The sequence below is a fragment of the Gemmatimonadota bacterium genome (genome assembly GCA_016719105.1).
Taxonomy (GTDB): Bacteria; Gemmatimonadota; Gemmatimonadetes; order Gemmatimonadales; family Gemmatimonadaceae; genus SCN-70-22.
Genome location: JADKAQ010000018.1, coordinates 1 through 16678 on the forward strand (window position 1 = coordinate 1; position 16678 = coordinate 16678).

A 16678-nucleotide genomic window follows, 5' to 3' on the forward strand; every position below is an offset into this window, starting at 1 on the left:
GCGACGGCGGCATCTTCCAGTCGACGGATGGCGGTAGCGTGAGCTGGCGGACGCTCAACAACGGGATCTCGGCGACCCAGTTCTATCCTGGATCAGCGGTGCACCTGACCAACCCCTGCCAGGCGGCGGCACCCAGGACAACCGCATTGATGTCCGGCGGCCTGCTCTCTTCTGGTCGGGGCTCGGCTTACGGGGACGGTGGTTACGCCATGATCGACTATACCAATCCCAAATACCGTCCTCGTGTCGTGGCAGGGTGGACAGCCTGGCCGGCTCGCGGGGAACGCGCGATCGCTCACGTACATCCCCCCCGCGCTTCAACTTCCAGGCGCCGTTCATCACCCCACCTGCCATCGATCCCCGTGCCACGCACGCTCTAAGGGGACGCGGGCCATCGAGCGCCCGCAGGACCTGGGGGCCACGTGGCCCCGTGCCCAGCCCCACCTCGTGCAGAACGAGACCACCGCCACCGCCATTTGCTAGCAGCGTCGAACCGCCACCCCCCGCGCCCGCCACTGCGGGGTTTATCTTCTGGACGCCTAACGGCGGCACCAACTGGTTCGGCGGGATCGCAGGAGCGTCCCGTCACCGACATCGTCGGTGCGACCCCAACGACTCGCGGCGCTTCGCCATCACCCACGGTGGCTTCGGCCCTTCCAAGATCCCTCACCACCGCCGACGCCGGGACCAACTTCGCCAACCTCACCGGCAACCTCCCTGACGTCCCGGTCAACGCCTTCGCCTTCACCCCTGTCAGCAATCGCTTCTTTGTGGGATCGACCTCGGCGTCTTCGAGGATCGACGCCGGCGTGACCGCATCGCTCACGCAGGGCTCCCGCCTCGTCCCGGTGACTGACCTCGTCTACCACGCGGCGTCCAACCGCCTGCGGCTGGCACTCTACGGTCGCGGGATCTGGACGCTCCCGCTCATCACGGAGCCGCTGATCCTTCGCGGCGACGTCGTGACCGCAACGGCATCGTGAACGCGGCCGACGCGCTGCTGATCCGAGCGCGGGCTCGCGGCCATCCAGCTCCTCGCCGCCGCTGACGGTGATGCCACACGGCGGACGCCTACCGCAACGGGGCGCTGGACGCCTCCGATGCGCTTCATCGTGCTTCGCTTCGCGGTGGGGCTGGGCGACCAGGGGACGGGGGTGAACAGCGCACCTTGCCAGGGCATCCCGGCACGGCGACGGAGGGCGGCGCCTGTCGGTGCCGCCCTCCGACGTTCCGGTGTACCAGAGCAGGCGTACACCGGAGCACACCGCACCGAGCGTTCGGGCGGCGCGACAGGCGGGCAATTTTCGGTTGCCTGCTTCCCCTCTCTCTCCAGCTATAAGTGACTCCGACATCCGCCCTCTCGCGACCGGGCCCTTTCTTCGCCGCACTCCTGGCGCGTCCCACGGAGGCGCAGGACGCCTCGGCGCCTGCGCGCACCTCCGCCGACCTCTCCCACACCGACGCCTGGTGGCTGAGCGCGGGCGCAGCTTTTCACCCGCGTCTGTCCGAGTGCCACGAGCGCGTCGATCTGTCCAACGCCGACTTCCGGCCTGCTGGGGGCAGACGGATTGCCTGGACCTGTTCAAGAACATCAGCACCACCATGCCCTACAACAACCCGGGGATGTTGGCGAAGACCGAGTACGCCTGATGTGGTGGCCTACATCCTCAAGCTCAACGGCGGTCCCGGCCGGCCTGGCGGAGCCTGTCGCCGACCTCGACGGTCCCGGAGCCAGGCCAAGATGACGCTGTTGAAGCGATCGGCGCCGGGAACTTCTCCACTGCCTGGTGCCACGGCGTGCCTGCGCGCGGGGCCTTCAGTATGTGCGCCCCGCGCTGGGCGGACGCAGCGTTGGGCGCCAGGCCCGCGCCTAACGCGCCCGGCCCCGCCTCAGCACGACTTGCACTTGTTGGAGTTCTTCGACCCGAGCTTCTCGAGGAGCTTCACCGTCTCCGCGAAACCGGATGCGCTGCACCGGGATCAAGGGCCATGTCGTGGCACCGTCTTGCCGCGCCGCGCCACCGCGTGAATGCGTTTCGGCCCCTGGGACAGCAGGTATTCGATGAGCGCGTTGTCGCCGCGTGCCGCCGCGTGGTGCAGCGGGTGAAGCCATTGTGGTCGCGCGCGCTGACGTCCGCCCCACCACCTCGATGAGTGTACTTCACCGCCGGGATCCACGCGTCGGGCGCATGGCGGTGCGAGTTGGCGGCGTAGCCTTTGCCGCACCCCACGCCGGAGGCCGCGTGAATCGGGAAGACCCCGGCCCCCCACGGAATGGGCGGCAGCCCCGACTCGTCCTTGGCGCCGCCCTTCGGCTGGCGGGGCGTCGTCGCCACGCAGGTGGCCGGCGGGCTTCTTCGTTGGTGACCTTGGGATCGCGCCGTTGGCCTGCAGGAGCTTCATCGCCGGGATGTCGAGTTCAGGAAGTCCGCGTCTGAATGGCGTCAGTTCCCTCGCTGTTCACGCCTAACAAGTCGAAGTTGTGGTGACACCAACCACAGGTGCCCGTTGAGGCGGGCGGGCACGCTCCGATCCGCCCTTGATCAGCGCCTCCATCAGGGCGAACTGCCCTGTCTCCTGTTGCAGCTGTGCCGGGTTGCGGTAGAGCGACTTGGGGGCCTACTGCACGTTGATCGTCGCGGCAGAGTGTGGCGTCGTCCCGGCGTCGCTCGCCAGCGTGGGCTTGGCCCTTCCTCAGCAGGACCATCGCCAGGTCGAACCGCCCGGCGATCGTGGCCACTGCGGAGGCGACGTGTGGTCCCCGCGCTCACCTGGTTCACGTCGGCCCCCGCCTCGAGCAGCGCCAGCACCGATGCGCTGTGCCCCTGCCGCACGGCGAACAGCAGCGGAGTGAGCCCGCCAGACTTCCCGACGAGTTCTCCGTACGACAGCGACCGGTTCTCCGCCGCGAGGCGCGCCGAATCGGCCGGCGTGCGCTTGACGGTGTCGGCGGCGGGCCTGGAAGCGGCGTTAGGCGCCGCCGTCGCGGTGCTCGCGGCAGGTGCGGTAGGTGCCGTGGCGGCCCTGGGGGCTGCTGCGGCCGTGGGTGCCGCTGCACCGTTGCGGCTGCCGGCGACGCCGTCACGGTCCCGGCCGGCCGCGGCGGCTGCTCCGCCGCCTTGAGCGCCGCCACCTTGCGCGTGCGCAGCGTCAGCGCCGCACGTGCCGCCTTTTCCTCCGCCGCCATGTCGGTGACCTTGACGTCGCCTGAGGTCGGCGCGCCCGCGAGGAGAGCGCAACGCCTCCACCTGGTTCGCCGCCGCCGCCCACATGAGCGGCGTCTCGCCCGAAGGCGCTCTCCGAATGTCGACCGGTCGCCTTGAGCGACAGCAGCACGCGAATGACCGCCGTGTCGCCGATCTCCGTGGCCAGGTGAACGGCGTGGCACCACCACTGGCAGTCGCGACGTTTACGTCGCCCCCGCCTCCACGAGCGCCGCTACGGTGGCGGGCCTGGCCCGCCCTGGCCGCCAGGTGCAGCGGCGCATAACTCCCGTTGCGCGTCACCGCATCGAGACGCGCGCGCCGGCGCCGATGAGCAATCCGAGTCTGCGACGCATCACCATGCATCGCCGCCCAGTGCAGCGCCGTCATCCCATCGCCCTGCGCCGCATTGACGTCGGCCCTTCCTGGAATGAGCGCCCGCACCGCAACGAGTCCCGCCGCATGGCCGCGTCCGCAACCGGTGCCTCCGCGGACGCCAGCCCCCGCCTCCACGCTACTCCCCCCGTGTTCTCCCGCCCCTCTGTGTTCTCTGTGGTCAACGCCGTGCTCAACGCAGAGAGCCCCCCGGACGCCAATCCCAAAGCGCCGAGTGCCGCCACCACGCCAATGGCGCGACCCCCGCCACCCCCGCGCCTACGCATGCGTCCTCAGATTGAGCGCCCCGTGGAATCGCCAAACCCTTGAGGTCGTCCATGCCGAGCGAGTGCATCATCGTCAGCATCGCATTCGCCATGGGCGTTCCGTCAGGCGCAACAATGTGCTGGTTCCCGGCGAGCTGCCCGTTGGCCTTCCCGAGCACGACCAGCGGGCACCGGCGATGGTTGTGCAGGTTCGAGTCGCCCATAGGCGAACCGTAGATGATCATCGTCTTGTCCAGCATGTTCGATTCCCCTTCCTCGATGCTCTTGAGCTTGTCCAGGAAGTAGGGGAGCATCGCCACGTGGTACTTGTTGATCGCGTGGAAGTCCTTCACCCCGCGCTCCGTCCCGCCGTGGTGCGACGCCGGGTGGAAGGGCTTGTCGGTCCCGCTCTCCGGATACGTCCGCGAGGAGCCGTCGCGCCCCATCTTGAACGAGAAGACGCGCGTGATGTCGGCGGCAAAGGCCAGCGCCTGGATGTCGAACATCAGTTGCACATGCTCGGCGAACGAATCGACCCCCGCCGGCGCCTCGGGGAGTTCGCGCACTTCGCCCGACGTGTTGCGCGCCTCGATGCGCTGGATGCGCCGCTCCACCTCACGAATGTCCTCGAGGTAGCGGTCCAGTCGGTGGTTGTCGTCGGGGCCAAGCATCCGCTGCAGCGAAGACATCTCGCTCGCGACAAAGTCCAGGATCGAGCGGCGCGAGCGGCGGCGCGTGGCACGCTCCTCGCTCGTCCCACCCACGCCAAAGAGCTTCTCGAACGCCACCCGCGGGTCGCGAATGACGGGGGGCGACCAGAGGTTGAGCTTGGCCCCAGCTCGTTGCAGCGGGCGGCTGCGCACCATCCGATCGCCACCAGTCGCGTGCGGTCGGCCGCCGCCTTCAGCCCCTCGGCCCGTCGGGACCATCGCGTCGAGGAACGGGAGCGCCACCGTGGCGCCCATGCTGTGCAAGAACGTCCGGCGCGGAAGGGGCTTGGCCGTAAGGGATCGAAACACGTCAGCGTCCCCGCTCGTGAGAGAGGTCAGTCGTTGGTCTTGACGGCGGCGTTGGCCACCGACACGCGCTTGGCACGGAACGCTTCGCTCGCGACCACGCCGCGACACGAAGTCCGCAAAGCGATAGCCTTGGCCGCCGCCGTTGGTGATGTGACGAATCGCCGGCATGTCGTGGTATTCCATCCGACGCCCGGTTGCGTAGGCCATCAGGTTGAGCGTGAAGGCGCACCAGCGGCGGCAGGGCGCCATGAGCGCACGTTGCAGCTGACTGGGGGTCGACACCGGCGTCCCGTCGTAGAAGTCACCCCGAGTATCAAGGGGCATCCCGTTTTCACGAATGCGCCAGCGCCCCGTGACGTCGAAGTTGTCCAGCGCCAGCCCGATCGGGTCCATGAACAGGTGGCACGAACGGCAGGCGGCGTTCGCGCGGTGCATCTCCATCCGCTCGCGCGTCGTGAGCATGCGCCCTTCCTTCGCGTCCTTGGTCTCTTCGAGGTCGGGGACCCCGGGGGGGGGCGGCGGCGGCGGCGAGCCTAACAAGACCTCCATCACCCACTTGCCGCGCAGCACCGGCGAGGTGCGGTTGGCCACCGACGTGAGCGTCAGCACGCTCGCGTGCCCCAGGATCCCGGCGCGCTTGTCGTCGGTGTACTGCACGCGGCGAAACTCGGGGCCGGTCACGCCGGCGATGCCGTAGTGCCTGGCCAGCGACTCGTTGAGGTACGTGTAGTTGGCCGTGTAGAGATCGAGGACGCTCTTGTTCTCGCGCACGATCTGCGCAAAGAACGTCTCCGTCTCGCGCCGCATGTCGTCCGCCAACTGTTGGTGGTAGTCGGGGAACTGCAGCGCGTCGGGATGCACCTTCTCCAGGTCCTGCAGCCGCAACCACTGCGCGGCAAAGCGCGTGGCCAGCGCTTCGGAGCGCGGGTCGGCCAGCATGCGACGCGCCTGCGCCTGCACCCCCGCAGTCGTCGACAGCGCCCCGCGCCTGGCGGCGGCGATCAGCGACGCATCAGGGGGCGTCCCCCACAGGAAGAACGAGAGGCGCGACGCCACGTCGAGATCGGAGAGGACGAAGCGATCGCCCGACTTGGCCGTCGCCGGCTTCTCTTCCACGCGGAAGATGAAGTGCGGCGACGAGAGCAGCGCCTCGAGCGCGAAGCGCACCCCGCCCTCGAAGCCAGACTCCTTCGCCCCTTCATCGTAGAACGGCACCCCTGCACGTCGCTCGCCGCCAGCGGCCGGCGATAGGCCACCGAGCCTAACGAGGTGAGGATCTTCTGCGCACAGGGGCGCGCCTCGGCGGCCGAGAGCGGGCGACAGCTGAAGATCCGCTTCCGACTCGGTGTGTCCGAGACCCCCGTGGGGTGATATGGCCCCAGCACCACCAGCTCGCGCAGATGCGGGAGGATCGTGATCCCGCCGTCAGCCCCGATCTGTGTATCAGCGATCGAGTGCCCGATGGGGGCGATGAGGTCGTTGACCGGCCCCTCGAACGTCTTCACGAAGGCCGCCGAGATGCGATGCGGACCGGCGCGGACGCGAATGGGGGGCGACTTGAGCTCCATCCCGTTAGGGTCGGCCTGCGACATCCAGCGATCGACCTCGATCACCGCCACGCGCTCGCCGTTGACCGCGATCTCGACCTTCTCGTCCATCGGGGCCGCCGAGCCGTAGAGCTGCCCGGTGGGGATGTTGTGCAGCGTGATGGCGAAGACGTACTCGCCGTCGGCGGGGAAGTTGTGCGTGACCGCTGTCCCGCCGCGCGTCCCGACCGGCGCCCCCTCCACATGCTCCAGCTGAGAAGCGAGGCGCGGGACCTTGTAGGTCGCGGAAGTGGGGTTGGCCTTGGAGTCGCCCACCGCGAGGCGCGCGATCTCGCTCGCGGCGTCGAGGTAGGCATCGAGCGTCGTGGCCGACGGCATCTGCACGTCGGCGATGTTATCGAAGTTGGCCGATTTCGTATCGAGCGGGAGCCACTTCCCCGGATCGATCTCGAGCGTCAGCAGCTCCTTGATGGACTGCGCGTACTCGGCGCGGTTGAGACGCTGGAAGTTGCGGGAGCCCGGCTCAGGCTTGAGGGCGGCGCGCGTGTCGACCAGTCGTTCGAGCGTCGACTGCAGCACCGCCAGCGTATCGCCGCCGGGCCGAGCGCGTCCGGGCGGCGGCATCATCCCCGCCTGCAGCTTCCCGATCATCTTCTCGGTCAGCTCGGCGTTCTGCGCCGCCTGGGCCACGTCGAACCCTTCGAGCACCAGGTTGCCGAGCTTACGCGTCTGCGAATGACAGCCGGTGCACGTCTTCTTCACGACACCGGTGAGCACCTCGGCGCCGATCGCCGTCGCCTTCGTGGTCGACTTCGCCGTGGCGTGCGGAAAGGTGCGGGCCCCGATCGGGCGGGCCGACAGCGCCTGCGCGTGGAGCAGTTGCGCCGGCCCTGCGACGAGCACCAGAAGTCCGGTTGCCGTCAGGGCAGCAAGTGCCTTCATCCGCGATCCTCCGAGGGGTTCGACCGCCGTATGCCCGAGCCGCGCTATTGTCGGCCGCGGGTAGCTGACTGGCAAGGGTAACGCGACGTATCGGACGCGCCAACTTTACATACAATTGGTTGCAGCGCGTAACGCCCTTCAACGGCGCGATGGGACGAAACGTTGTCCCCTCCCGTCTCCCGTCTCCCGTCTCCCGTCCCGTCGCCCCATGCGTCGCTTCTTCCTGGTCGCCCCCTTCGTCGCCGCCGCGGTCGCCGCTCCCCTCCATGCGCAGGGGGCACCGCACCTCAACCCGCTGGTCGACCTGCTCGCGGCAAGGAAGCCGGTCTTCGGGTTGTACGCGCCCAGCAACCGTCGTCCCCCCTCCAGGCCGGGTACGCCGCCAGCGGCCGAGACGCCTCCCAAGTCGCCCGCCCAGCTCGCGGCCGACGCGCTTGCCCAGGGGGGGAGCGACTACATCTTCGACGGCGGGATGGAGCACGATTTCGATGCCGGCTACGCGAGCTTCACCGAGTTCGCCAAGGGCTACTGGTCGACCGAGCCGTTCGTCAGCGGCGGCGTGCGCCGCCTGCGTCAGCCGCTGGTCGTAAAGACCCCCGAGATCGCCCCCGACCCAATCAAGGCGCGCGCACGCATCGCGCAGCAGCTCAACCTCGGCGTGAACACCATCGTCTTCGTCGGGGTGGAGAGCGCCGAGGAGGTCAAGCAGGGGCTCGCCATGATGCGCCCGGCGTCGGGCGGCGGTACGCGTCCCGATGATGTCGGGGCCGCGCCCAATCTGTGGGGGATGAGCGAGCAGGACTATCGCGCCAGGGCCGACCTCTGGCCGCTCAACCCCAAGGGGGAGCTGGTCAACTGGAGCATCGTCGAGAGCAAGGCGGGGTTGGCGCGCATTCGGGAGATCGCCGCCGTGAAGGGAATCGGCGTGCTCTTCCCGGGGGCGGGGACGCTGCGCGGCGTCTTCACGACCACTGACGCCGCCGGCAAGCGCGTGTTTGACGAAGCCGGCTGGGAGTCGGCGATCCAGAGCGTGCTCGCCGCCTGCAAGGAGTTCAACGTCGCCTGCGGCTATCCCGCCGGGCTGGGTGACATCGAGCTGCGGATGAAACAGGGCTTCAGCGTCTTCGTGATCGGCTGGGGGGAGAACGGCTTCAAGACGGTGGAGCTGGGGCGCAAGGTGGCGGGGCGGGCGGCGACGAATGCGGAGGAGTGGCGGAACTAAGAAAGACGGGAGATGGGAGAACGGGCGTCAGCGCTTGGCGGCTGCCTTGGTCGTGATTGCCAGCACTCCGTTCTGGGAGCCGTCGCCGAAGAGGACGCCGGCTTCCTCCGGCCGGAGGAAGAGCATGTGCGAGACCCCGCTGGGCGAGAGGAGTCCCTGCAGCTGCAACTGGTCGCCTAGGTTGGGGAAGCGCATCCCGTCTATCACCAGCATCACGCACTTGTTGGTTCGGCTGTACACGATGCACTGGTAGACACCGGGGAGCAGACCGGGCTGCGGCTCCAATATGGTGATCGTCTTCACCCGTAGCGCCTGCACGCGAAGCGAGTTCACCAGGTCGTAGATGTCAGGCGATTGCTCGGCCGCCAGCCGCACCTGCGTGGGCGTCACGAGGACGCCACCGAGTGCCTTCAGCGACTGCCCGAAGAACGAGGTCTCGCGCAGCGAATCTCGTTCGGCCTCGATGAGGACTGGCGTCAGTGTCGTCGACAGCCGCGCCAGCTTCGGGGTCACCTCGAAGGTGTCGCGGGCCGTCACTTCCATCCACCCCGAGGTCTGCTTGAGATAGCCGTCCTTGTAGGCGAGGACGGCGTAGATGCCGGGCTCCGGCACGCAGGGTGAAACGACCGCGCGAGTCCGTGGGGATCGCGAAGACCGGCGTCGCCGTGGTGCGTCGATGAGCGAGACGAAGGCGCGAGGGACGCCCTTGTTCGTCTCGGCGTCGCGCACCACTCCCTTCACCTGCTGAGCACCTGACGCCCTCGCGCCAAGCGAGAACAGCAGCGCCGGAAGCACGGCCGCGCGAAGGCGAACGCGGATGCGCTTCGCGTGGAGCGACGGCGTCGCCGCCGAGACCAACCCATACCATGCGCTCATCGGCGCTCCCTCTCCTCACCGCAGGTCGAACAGTTGTCGCTCCGCCACTACCAGAAGTTGCGCACGCCGCGGGTTCCCCACCACCTTCATGCTGCCAGACCAGCACCCGCCGTAGCGCAGCGCGCATCGGCACTCTCGTCCTCCCGTCTTCCCGACGCCATGCCTCGCACCGTCGCCACCACTCCTTTCGAGGGCCAGACCCCCGGTACCTCCGGGCTCCGCAAGAAGGTGACGGTCTTTCAGCAGCCGCACTATCTCGAGAATTTCGTCCAATCCACCTTCGACGCCGTGGCGCTCCCGCCGGGGGCAACGCTCGTCGTGGGGGGAGACGGTCGCTTCTATAAGCGAGGCGATCCAGACCGTGCTGCGGATGGCCGCCGCCAACGGCGTCGGGCGCGTGATCGTCGGGCAGGACGGGCTCCTCTCCACCCCCGCCGCCTCGCACCTCATCCGCCTGCGCAAGGCCGACGGCGGGATCATCCTCTCCGCCAGCCACAACCCCGGCGGCCCCGACGGCGACTTCGGGATCAAGTTCAACATGTCCAACGGCGGGCCGGCGCCCGAGAAGGTGACCGCCTCCATCGCCGACCGCACGCGCAGCATCACCGCGTATCGCCTGGTCGACGCCCCCGACATCCCGTTAGGCACCCCGGGGACGTACACGCTGGGGGCGCTCACCGTGGAGGTCGTCGACCCCGTCGCCGACTACGCCGCGCTCATGGAGTCGCTCTTCGACTTCCCCGCCATTCGCGCCATGCTCTCGGGCGGGACGTTCCGCATGCGCTTCGACGCCATGCACGCCGTCACCGGTCCGTACGCCACCGAGATCCTCGAGCGTCGACTCGGCGCCCCGGCCGGCACCGTGATCAACGGAACCCCGCTCCCCGACTTCGGCGGTGGGCACCCCGATCCCAACCTCACCTACGCGCACGACCTGGTGGAGGAGCTGTTCGGCGCCGACGCCCCCGACTTCGGCGCGGCCAGCGACGGCGACGGTGACCGCAACATGATCCTCGGGCGGCGCTTCTTCGTGAACCCGTCCGACTCGCTCGCCGTGCTCGCCGCCAACGCCACCCTCGCCCCCGGCTACGCCGGCGGCATCGCAGGCGTCGCCCGCTCCATGCCTACCGGCGCCGCCAGCGACCGCGTGGCCCAGGCGTTAGGCATCGCCTCGTTCGAGACGCCCACCGGGTGGAAGTTCTTCGGCAACCTGCTCGATGCCGGCAAGGTCACGTTGTGCGGCGAGGAGTCGTTCGGCACCGGCTCCAACCATGTGCGCGAGAAGGACGGGGTGTGGGCCGTGCTCTTCTGGCTCAATATCCTGGCGGCGCGCAAGGAGTCGGTCGAGGCCATCGTGCGCGCGCACTGGAAGCGCTTCGGGCGCAACTACTACACGCGGCACGACTACGACGAGGTCGATGCGGCGGCGGCCAAGGCGGTCGTGGAGTCGGCGCGGTCCAAGGGCCAGTCGTTGCTCGGCGCCGCGATCGCCGGCGACATCTTGGCGCAGGTGGATGACTTCTCTTACCTCGATCCCATCGATGGGAGCACGAGCGCCAACCAGGGGTTGCGCGTCATGTTCGCCAGCGGGGCGCGGATCGTGTTCCGGCTGTCGGGGACCGGGACGGCGGGGGCGACGTTGCGGCTGTATGTGGAGTCGTATGAGGCGGATGCCGGACGGCAGGACCGGGATGCGCAGGAGGCGCTTAGGGGGGGCTACATCGCGGCAGCGTTGAGTTGTCGCGGTTGAAGGAGTTGATGGGGCGGGAGGGGCCGACGGTCATCACGTGAAGACGGTCAGGCGTGGCGAATCGACTACAACGAGCACCGTCTCCATTGCTCCTTGGGCGATCTGACGCCCGCGGAGTACGCCAGCCTTCATCAGGATACGCAGCCGTTAGTAGCTGTCTAACTCTCTGAAACAACTGTCCGCTTTCGGGTCCGGGACGAATCACCCCAGAAGTCGCTTTCTACACTGTCTTCTGACGGGGGAGCTTACCCCCTTGGCCTCGCGGACCGGAATCAAGGATGCACAACCTGTATCGGAAGCCGAGACTCCGTACTAGCAATCGCTATCGTCTTCCCATCAGCGTCCGCGAGCGAGTAGGCGCGCGCTGCCACTGCGGATGTACCGCCGTTGGTAGTTCTATCCGCAAGAAGCGCTATCTGACAGACCGATCCCTGCAACGCTACGGCGTACTGAATGACCTTCGCAGTGCCCCCGGATGCCTGCAATTGGCGAACGCATCGCCCACCCCCAGCACCTACAATTGCACCGATGCGAAGTCCATTGAGTGCGGTAAAGTCGTACGCAACGGCGTACGCGGCGCTTGCGATGGAGGGCCGAAGAGCGACCTCTACCCGCAGCGTGTCACCAACGCGAAGAATGGGCAAGGCGTCGCCACCGCCTGCCAGTAGTTTCAGCGGGGCCGTGGGATCGACCACGCGCACCACCGCATACGCCGTTCGATTCAGAAGAGACCATGTCAACGCAGCCACTCCGGCTCGCCGAAACTTCACCGTGCTTCCGCTCACCACGGCGACAGACGTGTCACTTGATGCCAGTAACGGTCGCCCCACGAGCTCCGTGGAGTTGAGAAACAACCGTGCGATGGCAATCTCCTTCGATTCGTTTGGCTCTCCGGCAAGGACGCCAACCGGAGCCTCGATACGTAGCCCGAGTGGTACGAGGACCTTCAGCGTTCTCTGAGTCTGGACCGGTCCTATGGTCAACGTGAGCGATACACTAGTATCGGCCCAGATGGCGGTCATGCCACCCAATCTCGCTCGTCCCCCCGCGAATGGGATGCTCTGGCGCACCAACTCCTCCAGCTGCACCTCTGATCAGCAGCTCAACTTCGCCCGACGTAGATAGAGCGACTCCGGACTGACCAAGGACAACTACCTCAACGGAATCAGGTAGCTTGTCTCCGAGAACGATCTGCTGCGGCAGTTGTGCGAGCTCGAGTCGCGCGATCGCATCGTCGGCTGGTGGCGGCACCGACGGCTCGTTCGAACATGCCGACAGCAGCAAAGCAAGCAACCCGACCTGACTGCCTCGTAGGATTCTTAGGCACCCTGATGCGCGTGTGAGCACAATATCCTCCCAATACTGTCTAGTTCGCTAAGGACATGCACTGACGACGCGCCCAATACTGCCAGACACGCCACTTCCACTACTGAACTGACCCAAGAGCGTCAGGTCATGCTGAGTGAGTTTCCCGTCTCCGTCGATATCGCCCAGCAAGTTCGTCCGTGCGGTTGGGGCCCTAAGTCCTACCACAAGTTGGTCCAGAACTCCCGCATCGCCCAGGTCTACGGTGCCATCACCTGTGAGATCACCGACGACCTCTTTCAAGACCATGCAGATGCGCGCATCCGATCGGAGGCGCTGGGGGGATGGTGCGGTGCCGGATCCGGAGACTCGATCTAGCACGACACTCAAGTCACTACCGATCAACGCTGAAGCGAACGGAACTGAGCGAATCGTTGCCGTGCCGATAATCGCCGATGTGCTGGACGCAACTCGCTGAAGCGTCAGCTGCAGAGTCTTTCCGTCAGGACTCGTGGACTGAGCTTGGATGCCCCACTCGGGACTGGCAGCAACCGCCAGCGTTGCCACATGCGCGGGATCGCGATTGATCGAGATCGCAAGCGTGTGCAGGGCCGAGGCGCTGATGCCCGACGCTTCCACTCGAAGGTCGACTTCGACCGACGCCGCCTCCCTCAGTTGGATCGGATTCTGCACGGGCGCCACAGCCACATAGCTCGACGTCACCGCGGATCGAAGCTGCGCGAGCACGTTCCCAGCGATCAGCGCTGCCCACTCGTACCGCTCACCGAGCCCTCCACCAATTGGAGCACGAGTTGTGACGGCGCTTACGAGTTGCCCCTCCAAGTCTAGGAGTCCCTTAGCGTAAGTCGCTGTCGGCTCCACACGTGGACCCGATGAAGTTCAGGAACATCTTGCTGGCGGTGAAGGCGGTCGCAGGTGACTTTCCAACTGCCACGTTGCGGCCCATCCAGTCGACAAGCAGGTCCTCCAGAGCATCCGCGACTATCTCGCCCAGAAGCTTTTGCCACGAGTCTCCGTAGTGCACGAGCGTCCAATCGGTAAAGGTCCCGCCGAGTGCAACTTGTCGTACGACATGACGCGCGATAGCCATCTCGGCTCGCCGAATGTCGCTCAACACGTTTGCTTCCGTTAGGAGCAGATCGTTGTCAGCATCATCGACTGTACGAAGGAGTCCCTTCACAGCCTCTGCATACACCGTTGCTTTTGCTTGGACCTCGGCTGACTCGAACGCGAGAGAAGCTAGCGATTCCGCATTGAAGTGGCTCCGCTTTTCTGTACAGCCTAACGGGGTTGGGTAACTGGAGCGCGGGCGGGGGTCACGCCGCCGCCTGGAGCGGCCGCGGGCAGAAGTACGCGTCGTCCGGGGTGCGGTCGGTCAAGCTGGAGTGGGGACGTCGGCTGTTGTAGAGGGTGAAGTAGCGACCGATGCCTGCGGTGGCGGCGGACACGGAGGCGTAGGCATGGAGGTAGACCTCCTCGTACTTGAGCGAGCGCCAGAGCCGCTCGACGAAGATGTTGTCGCGCCAGCAGCCCTTGCCGTCCATGCTGATCTGGATGCCGTGATCGTGGAGCAGGCCCGTGAAGGCGGCGCTGGTGAATTGGGCGCCCTGATCGGTGTTGAAGATGGCCGGGCGGCCGTGGCGCGCCAGCGCCTCCTCCACCGCCGCGATGCAGAAGGCGCTGTCGAGCGTGATGGACACGCGCCAGCTCAGCACGCGCCGACTGGCCCCGTCGAGGACGGCGGCGAGGTAGACGAAGCCGCGCGCCATCGGGATATACGTGATGTCCATCGCCCAGACCTCGTTCGGCCGGGTGATCGTCCGATGCCGCAGGAGATAGGGAAACACGGGATGCGCGCGGTGGCGGCGGCTGGTGCCGGGCTGCGGACACACGGCGGCAATCCCCATGTGGAGCATCAGGGTGCCGATCCGTCGGCGTCCCACACCCGGGAACTCCCCGCGCAGGAGGCGGCGCAGCATGCGCGCGCCGGCAAACGGGAAGTCCAGGTGCAACACATCGATCTGCCGCATCAGCGCGAGATCGCCGGGCGACGTCGCCCGTGGCGTGTAGTACACCGCGCCGCGGCTGATCCCCAACGCCGCGGCCTGCCGCGTCACGGAGAGCGGGTGCGTCCGGTCGATCATCGCTTGGCGCTCAACAGGCCGGCCTTGCCGAGCGCGTGTTCTAAAAAATCATTCTCGAGCGCCAGCTCGCCGATCTTCGCGTGGAGCGTCTTCACATCGACCGGCGGTTCGACCGGCCCTCCCCCAAAGACGCCCGCCGCGCCCGAGAGCAGTTGGTCCTTCCACGCGGTGATCTGGCCGGGATGCACATCAAACCGTTTGGCCAACTCGGCGAGCGTGCCTTCGTTGCGCACCGCGGCCAGGGCGACCTTCGCCTTGAAGGCCGGGGCATGGTTGCGACGGGGACGTTTCGACATCGGGGACTCCTCGGTTGTGGCGAACATGTCGCTGGGGGAGCCCGCGGTCCACTCAACCACCCTGTTCAGAAAACCGAGACCACTTCAGTGCGCGAGAGCTCCATCGAACGCGTGTCAAAGATCGTCGAGGCGACATCGCAGTCCGTGACGCCAGAGGATCTCGATGCTTGGCGTGACGGCACTCGGGAATTGTTACGAGCCGCTGTAGTACCGCCATGATTCTCCCCAGAAGTCACTTGGAGACCTCGCCATGCAGTTCATGTCGTGTCACTGAGTTCGAGAAGAGGGAGCGGGGCTCAGTTCCCCCTCCCCGCTCGCCGAAGTGGAGCCGACGGTTAGAGCTACAGATCAGTTTGGAGTTCGAGAATCGCCCCAACCGTCAACCCTTCGTCGTACCTTGGCCACCCGAATAGCGACAGTGTCACGAAGCAATCAAGAACTGGAATATGCAGATGATCGGACCATTGGCATGTACGACAATTCATCGAGAGCGCGCGTTGCAGGTGCTGTGAGGCGATCTACCGCCGTGGCATTGGAATCGGTCGCCGCCGTCACTTGTCGACACCTTTTCTCGCGATTCTCCTCGCGAGCGCATGGGCAAGCGTGCCTGTCGTGCTCGCGCAGGTACCCAACTCCGCATCTTGGGAGGTGGAGTTTCTGATCGGCGACTACGCTGGCTCGCGACGGTCTGCGACCGAAGCATGTAAGCGTGAGGTGTCGCTGGCATGCGTAGCATTGGGACGTTTCGAGCTGAATGGCGTGGGTGGCGCATTGGCGATCTAACTCAGCGATCGCTCGATTCCGCACGAAGTGTCCACAAACTCCAGATGCCTGCGTGGAACTTGGATTCGTCGTCCAGCAAGGCACCATGATGTCGGCACCAGCCCCACGATTCGGCGGCTCGTCTTTTCACTATCGCGTGCAGTCGTGCGTGGCAGCGCGGCTGTTCGGCTCTAGAGCTCGCGCGAGCGTACGGTCGCGGAGTCGCGCTCGCACCTGATCTGGCTCGCCGGCGGCTCACCGACCTGTGCTCGCGAGGTACGCGCAGCGCCTGTACCTACCTTGGTATCTTGCTCCTCACTACACGAGGAGGACCTCCAGACTTCGCACGAGCTGACAGCTTGTTTGAGCGATCTTGCACTTTGGGTGATTCCCGTGCCTGCGCTGAGTGGGGCTTCGGACTTTCTAGCGGTAGGTCAAGGCCACGCGATCGCAGATCCGGAGATTCAGTGTACCAGCAAGCCTGCTCCGGCGGATCCGGTTTGGGCTGTGCCAATCGAGCAGCGGCTCTGGTCCACGGTTACAGCGGAATTCCGGATACGACGCAGGGGCTCGCGATTGCGCGCCAATGGTGCGCACTCGGTACATCGCGTGCGTGCTTTATCCTGGCACTTGGCGCGCTCTACGGGTGGCAGCAGCGTGCCGACACGGGGGTCGCTGTTGCGTCCTTCGAACGGACCTGCCGTCTAGCGTGGCTCGCCGATGCGTGCGACCTCGCCTCTCAAGTGGCCCTCGCCCGAGGCGATACCACGACGGGGAATAGATTTGCCAGCCGTGCTTGCGAACTCGATGTGGCGCAAGCGTGCTTCCGTCTTGCGTACGATCTGAGACACACCAGACGCGAGTCCGCGAAGACTCGAAACTGCCCTTCAGTTCTACGCGCACTCTTGCGCTCTTCGAGACGCCGCAGCGTGCTTCAACTCGGGAGACTC

The 16678-nt window shown here is 66.5% G+C and carries 10 protein-coding genes and 1 pseudogene; 5 read left to right on the forward strand and 6 right to left on the reverse strand.

Going from position 1 to position 16678, the window contains the following annotated elements; genetic code table 11:
* Positions 1–641 precede the first annotated feature (641 nt).
* Both IPN47_18135 and IPN47_18140 read left to right on the forward strand, forming a co-directional pair.
* A complete protein-coding gene (locus IPN47_18135) occupies positions 642–983 on the forward strand; it encodes a hypothetical protein (GenBank protein ID MBK9409923.1) in 342 nt (113 codons plus the stop codon).
* A 526-nt stretch (positions 984–1509) separates the two neighbouring features.
* Positions 1510–1650, forward strand: a complete 141-nt coding sequence (locus tag IPN47_18140) for a hypothetical protein (protein MBK9409924.1) — start codon at positions 1510–1512, stop codon at positions 1648–1650.
* 905 nt (positions 1651–2555) lie between these two features.
* Here the strand turns inward: IPN47_18140 and IPN47_18145 are convergent.
* Together IPN47_18145 and IPN47_18150 are read right to left on the reverse strand one after the other, a co-directional pair.
* Positions 2556–3239, reverse strand: a complete 684-nt coding sequence (locus IPN47_18145) for an ankyrin repeat domain-containing protein (protein ID MBK9409925.1) — start codon at positions 3237–3239, stop codon at positions 2556–2558.
* Positions 3240–3771: 532 nt separating this feature from the next.
* A complete protein-coding gene (locus IPN47_18150) occupies positions 3772–6078 on the reverse strand; it encodes a DUF1592 domain-containing protein (protein ID MBK9409926.1) in 2307 nt (768 codons plus the stop codon).
* A gap of 1482 nt (positions 6079–7560) precedes the next feature.
* On the opposite strand from IPN47_18150, the gene IPN47_18155 reads away from it, so the two are divergent.
* Positions 7561–8574 carry a hypothetical protein gene (locus tag IPN47_18155; GenBank protein MBK9409927.1) on the forward strand — a complete coding sequence of 338 codons (1014 nt, stop codon included), beginning with the start codon at positions 7561–7563 and terminating at the stop codon, positions 8572–8574.
* 27 nt (positions 8575–8601) lie between these two features.
* Here IPN47_18155 and IPN47_18160 read toward each other — a convergent pair whose 3' ends face one another.
* The gene (locus IPN47_18160; protein ID MBK9409928.1) at positions 8602–9450 is read right to left on the reverse strand and encodes a hypothetical protein; all 849 of its coding nucleotides are present in this window, start codon (positions 9448–9450) and stop codon (positions 8602–8604) included.
* Positions 9451–9609: 159 nt separating this feature from the next.
* Between IPN47_18160 and IPN47_18165 the strand changes: the two are divergent.
* Positions 9610–11241, forward strand: a pseudogene (locus IPN47_18165) (alpha-D-glucose phosphate-specific phosphoglucomutase).
* Positions 11242–11260: 19 nt separating this feature from the next.
* Positions 11261–11362: a hypothetical protein gene (locus IPN47_18170; GenBank protein MBK9409929.1), complete on the forward strand. Its 102-nt coding sequence runs from the start codon at positions 11261–11263 to the stop codon at positions 11360–11362.
* A gap of 1212 nt (positions 11363–12574) precedes the next feature.
* On the opposite strand, the gene IPN47_18175 is transcribed toward IPN47_18170, so the two are convergent.
* From IPN47_18175 to IPN47_18185, 3 genes are all read right to left on the reverse strand, one after another.
* Positions 12575–13252, reverse strand: coding sequence for a dockerin type I repeat-containing protein (locus tag IPN47_18175; GenBank protein MBK9409930.1), 678 nt, complete (start codon positions 13250–13252; stop codon positions 12575–12577).
* Between the two features lie 109 nt (positions 13253–13361).
* Positions 13362–13706 (reverse strand): hypothetical protein, encoded by a 345-nt coding sequence (locus IPN47_18180; GenBank protein MBK9409931.1) that lies wholly within the window; start codon positions 13704–13706, stop codon positions 13362–13364.
* 136 nt (positions 13707–13842) lie between these two features.
* Positions 13843–14966, reverse strand: a protein-coding gene (locus IPN47_18185; protein MBK9409932.1) for an IS3 family transposase whose coding sequence is annotated in 2 segments (ribosomal slippage) — positions 13843–14720 and positions 14720–14966 — 1125 coding nt in all. Because the reading frame shifts where the segments join, the coding sequence is not laid out codon by codon here.
* Positions 14967–16678 lie beyond the last annotated feature (1712 nt).

Excerpts from the sequence above, each read along its gene's own strand:
- IPN47_18155 (MBK9409927.1), top strand. The coding sequence starts at position 7,561 with ATGCGTCGCTTCTTCCTGGTCGCCCCCTTCGTCGCCGCCGCGGTCGCC.
- IPN47_18160 (MBK9409928.1), bottom strand. The coding sequence starts at position 9,450 with ATGAGCGCATGGTATGGGTTGGTCTCGGCGGCGACGCCGTCGCTCCAC.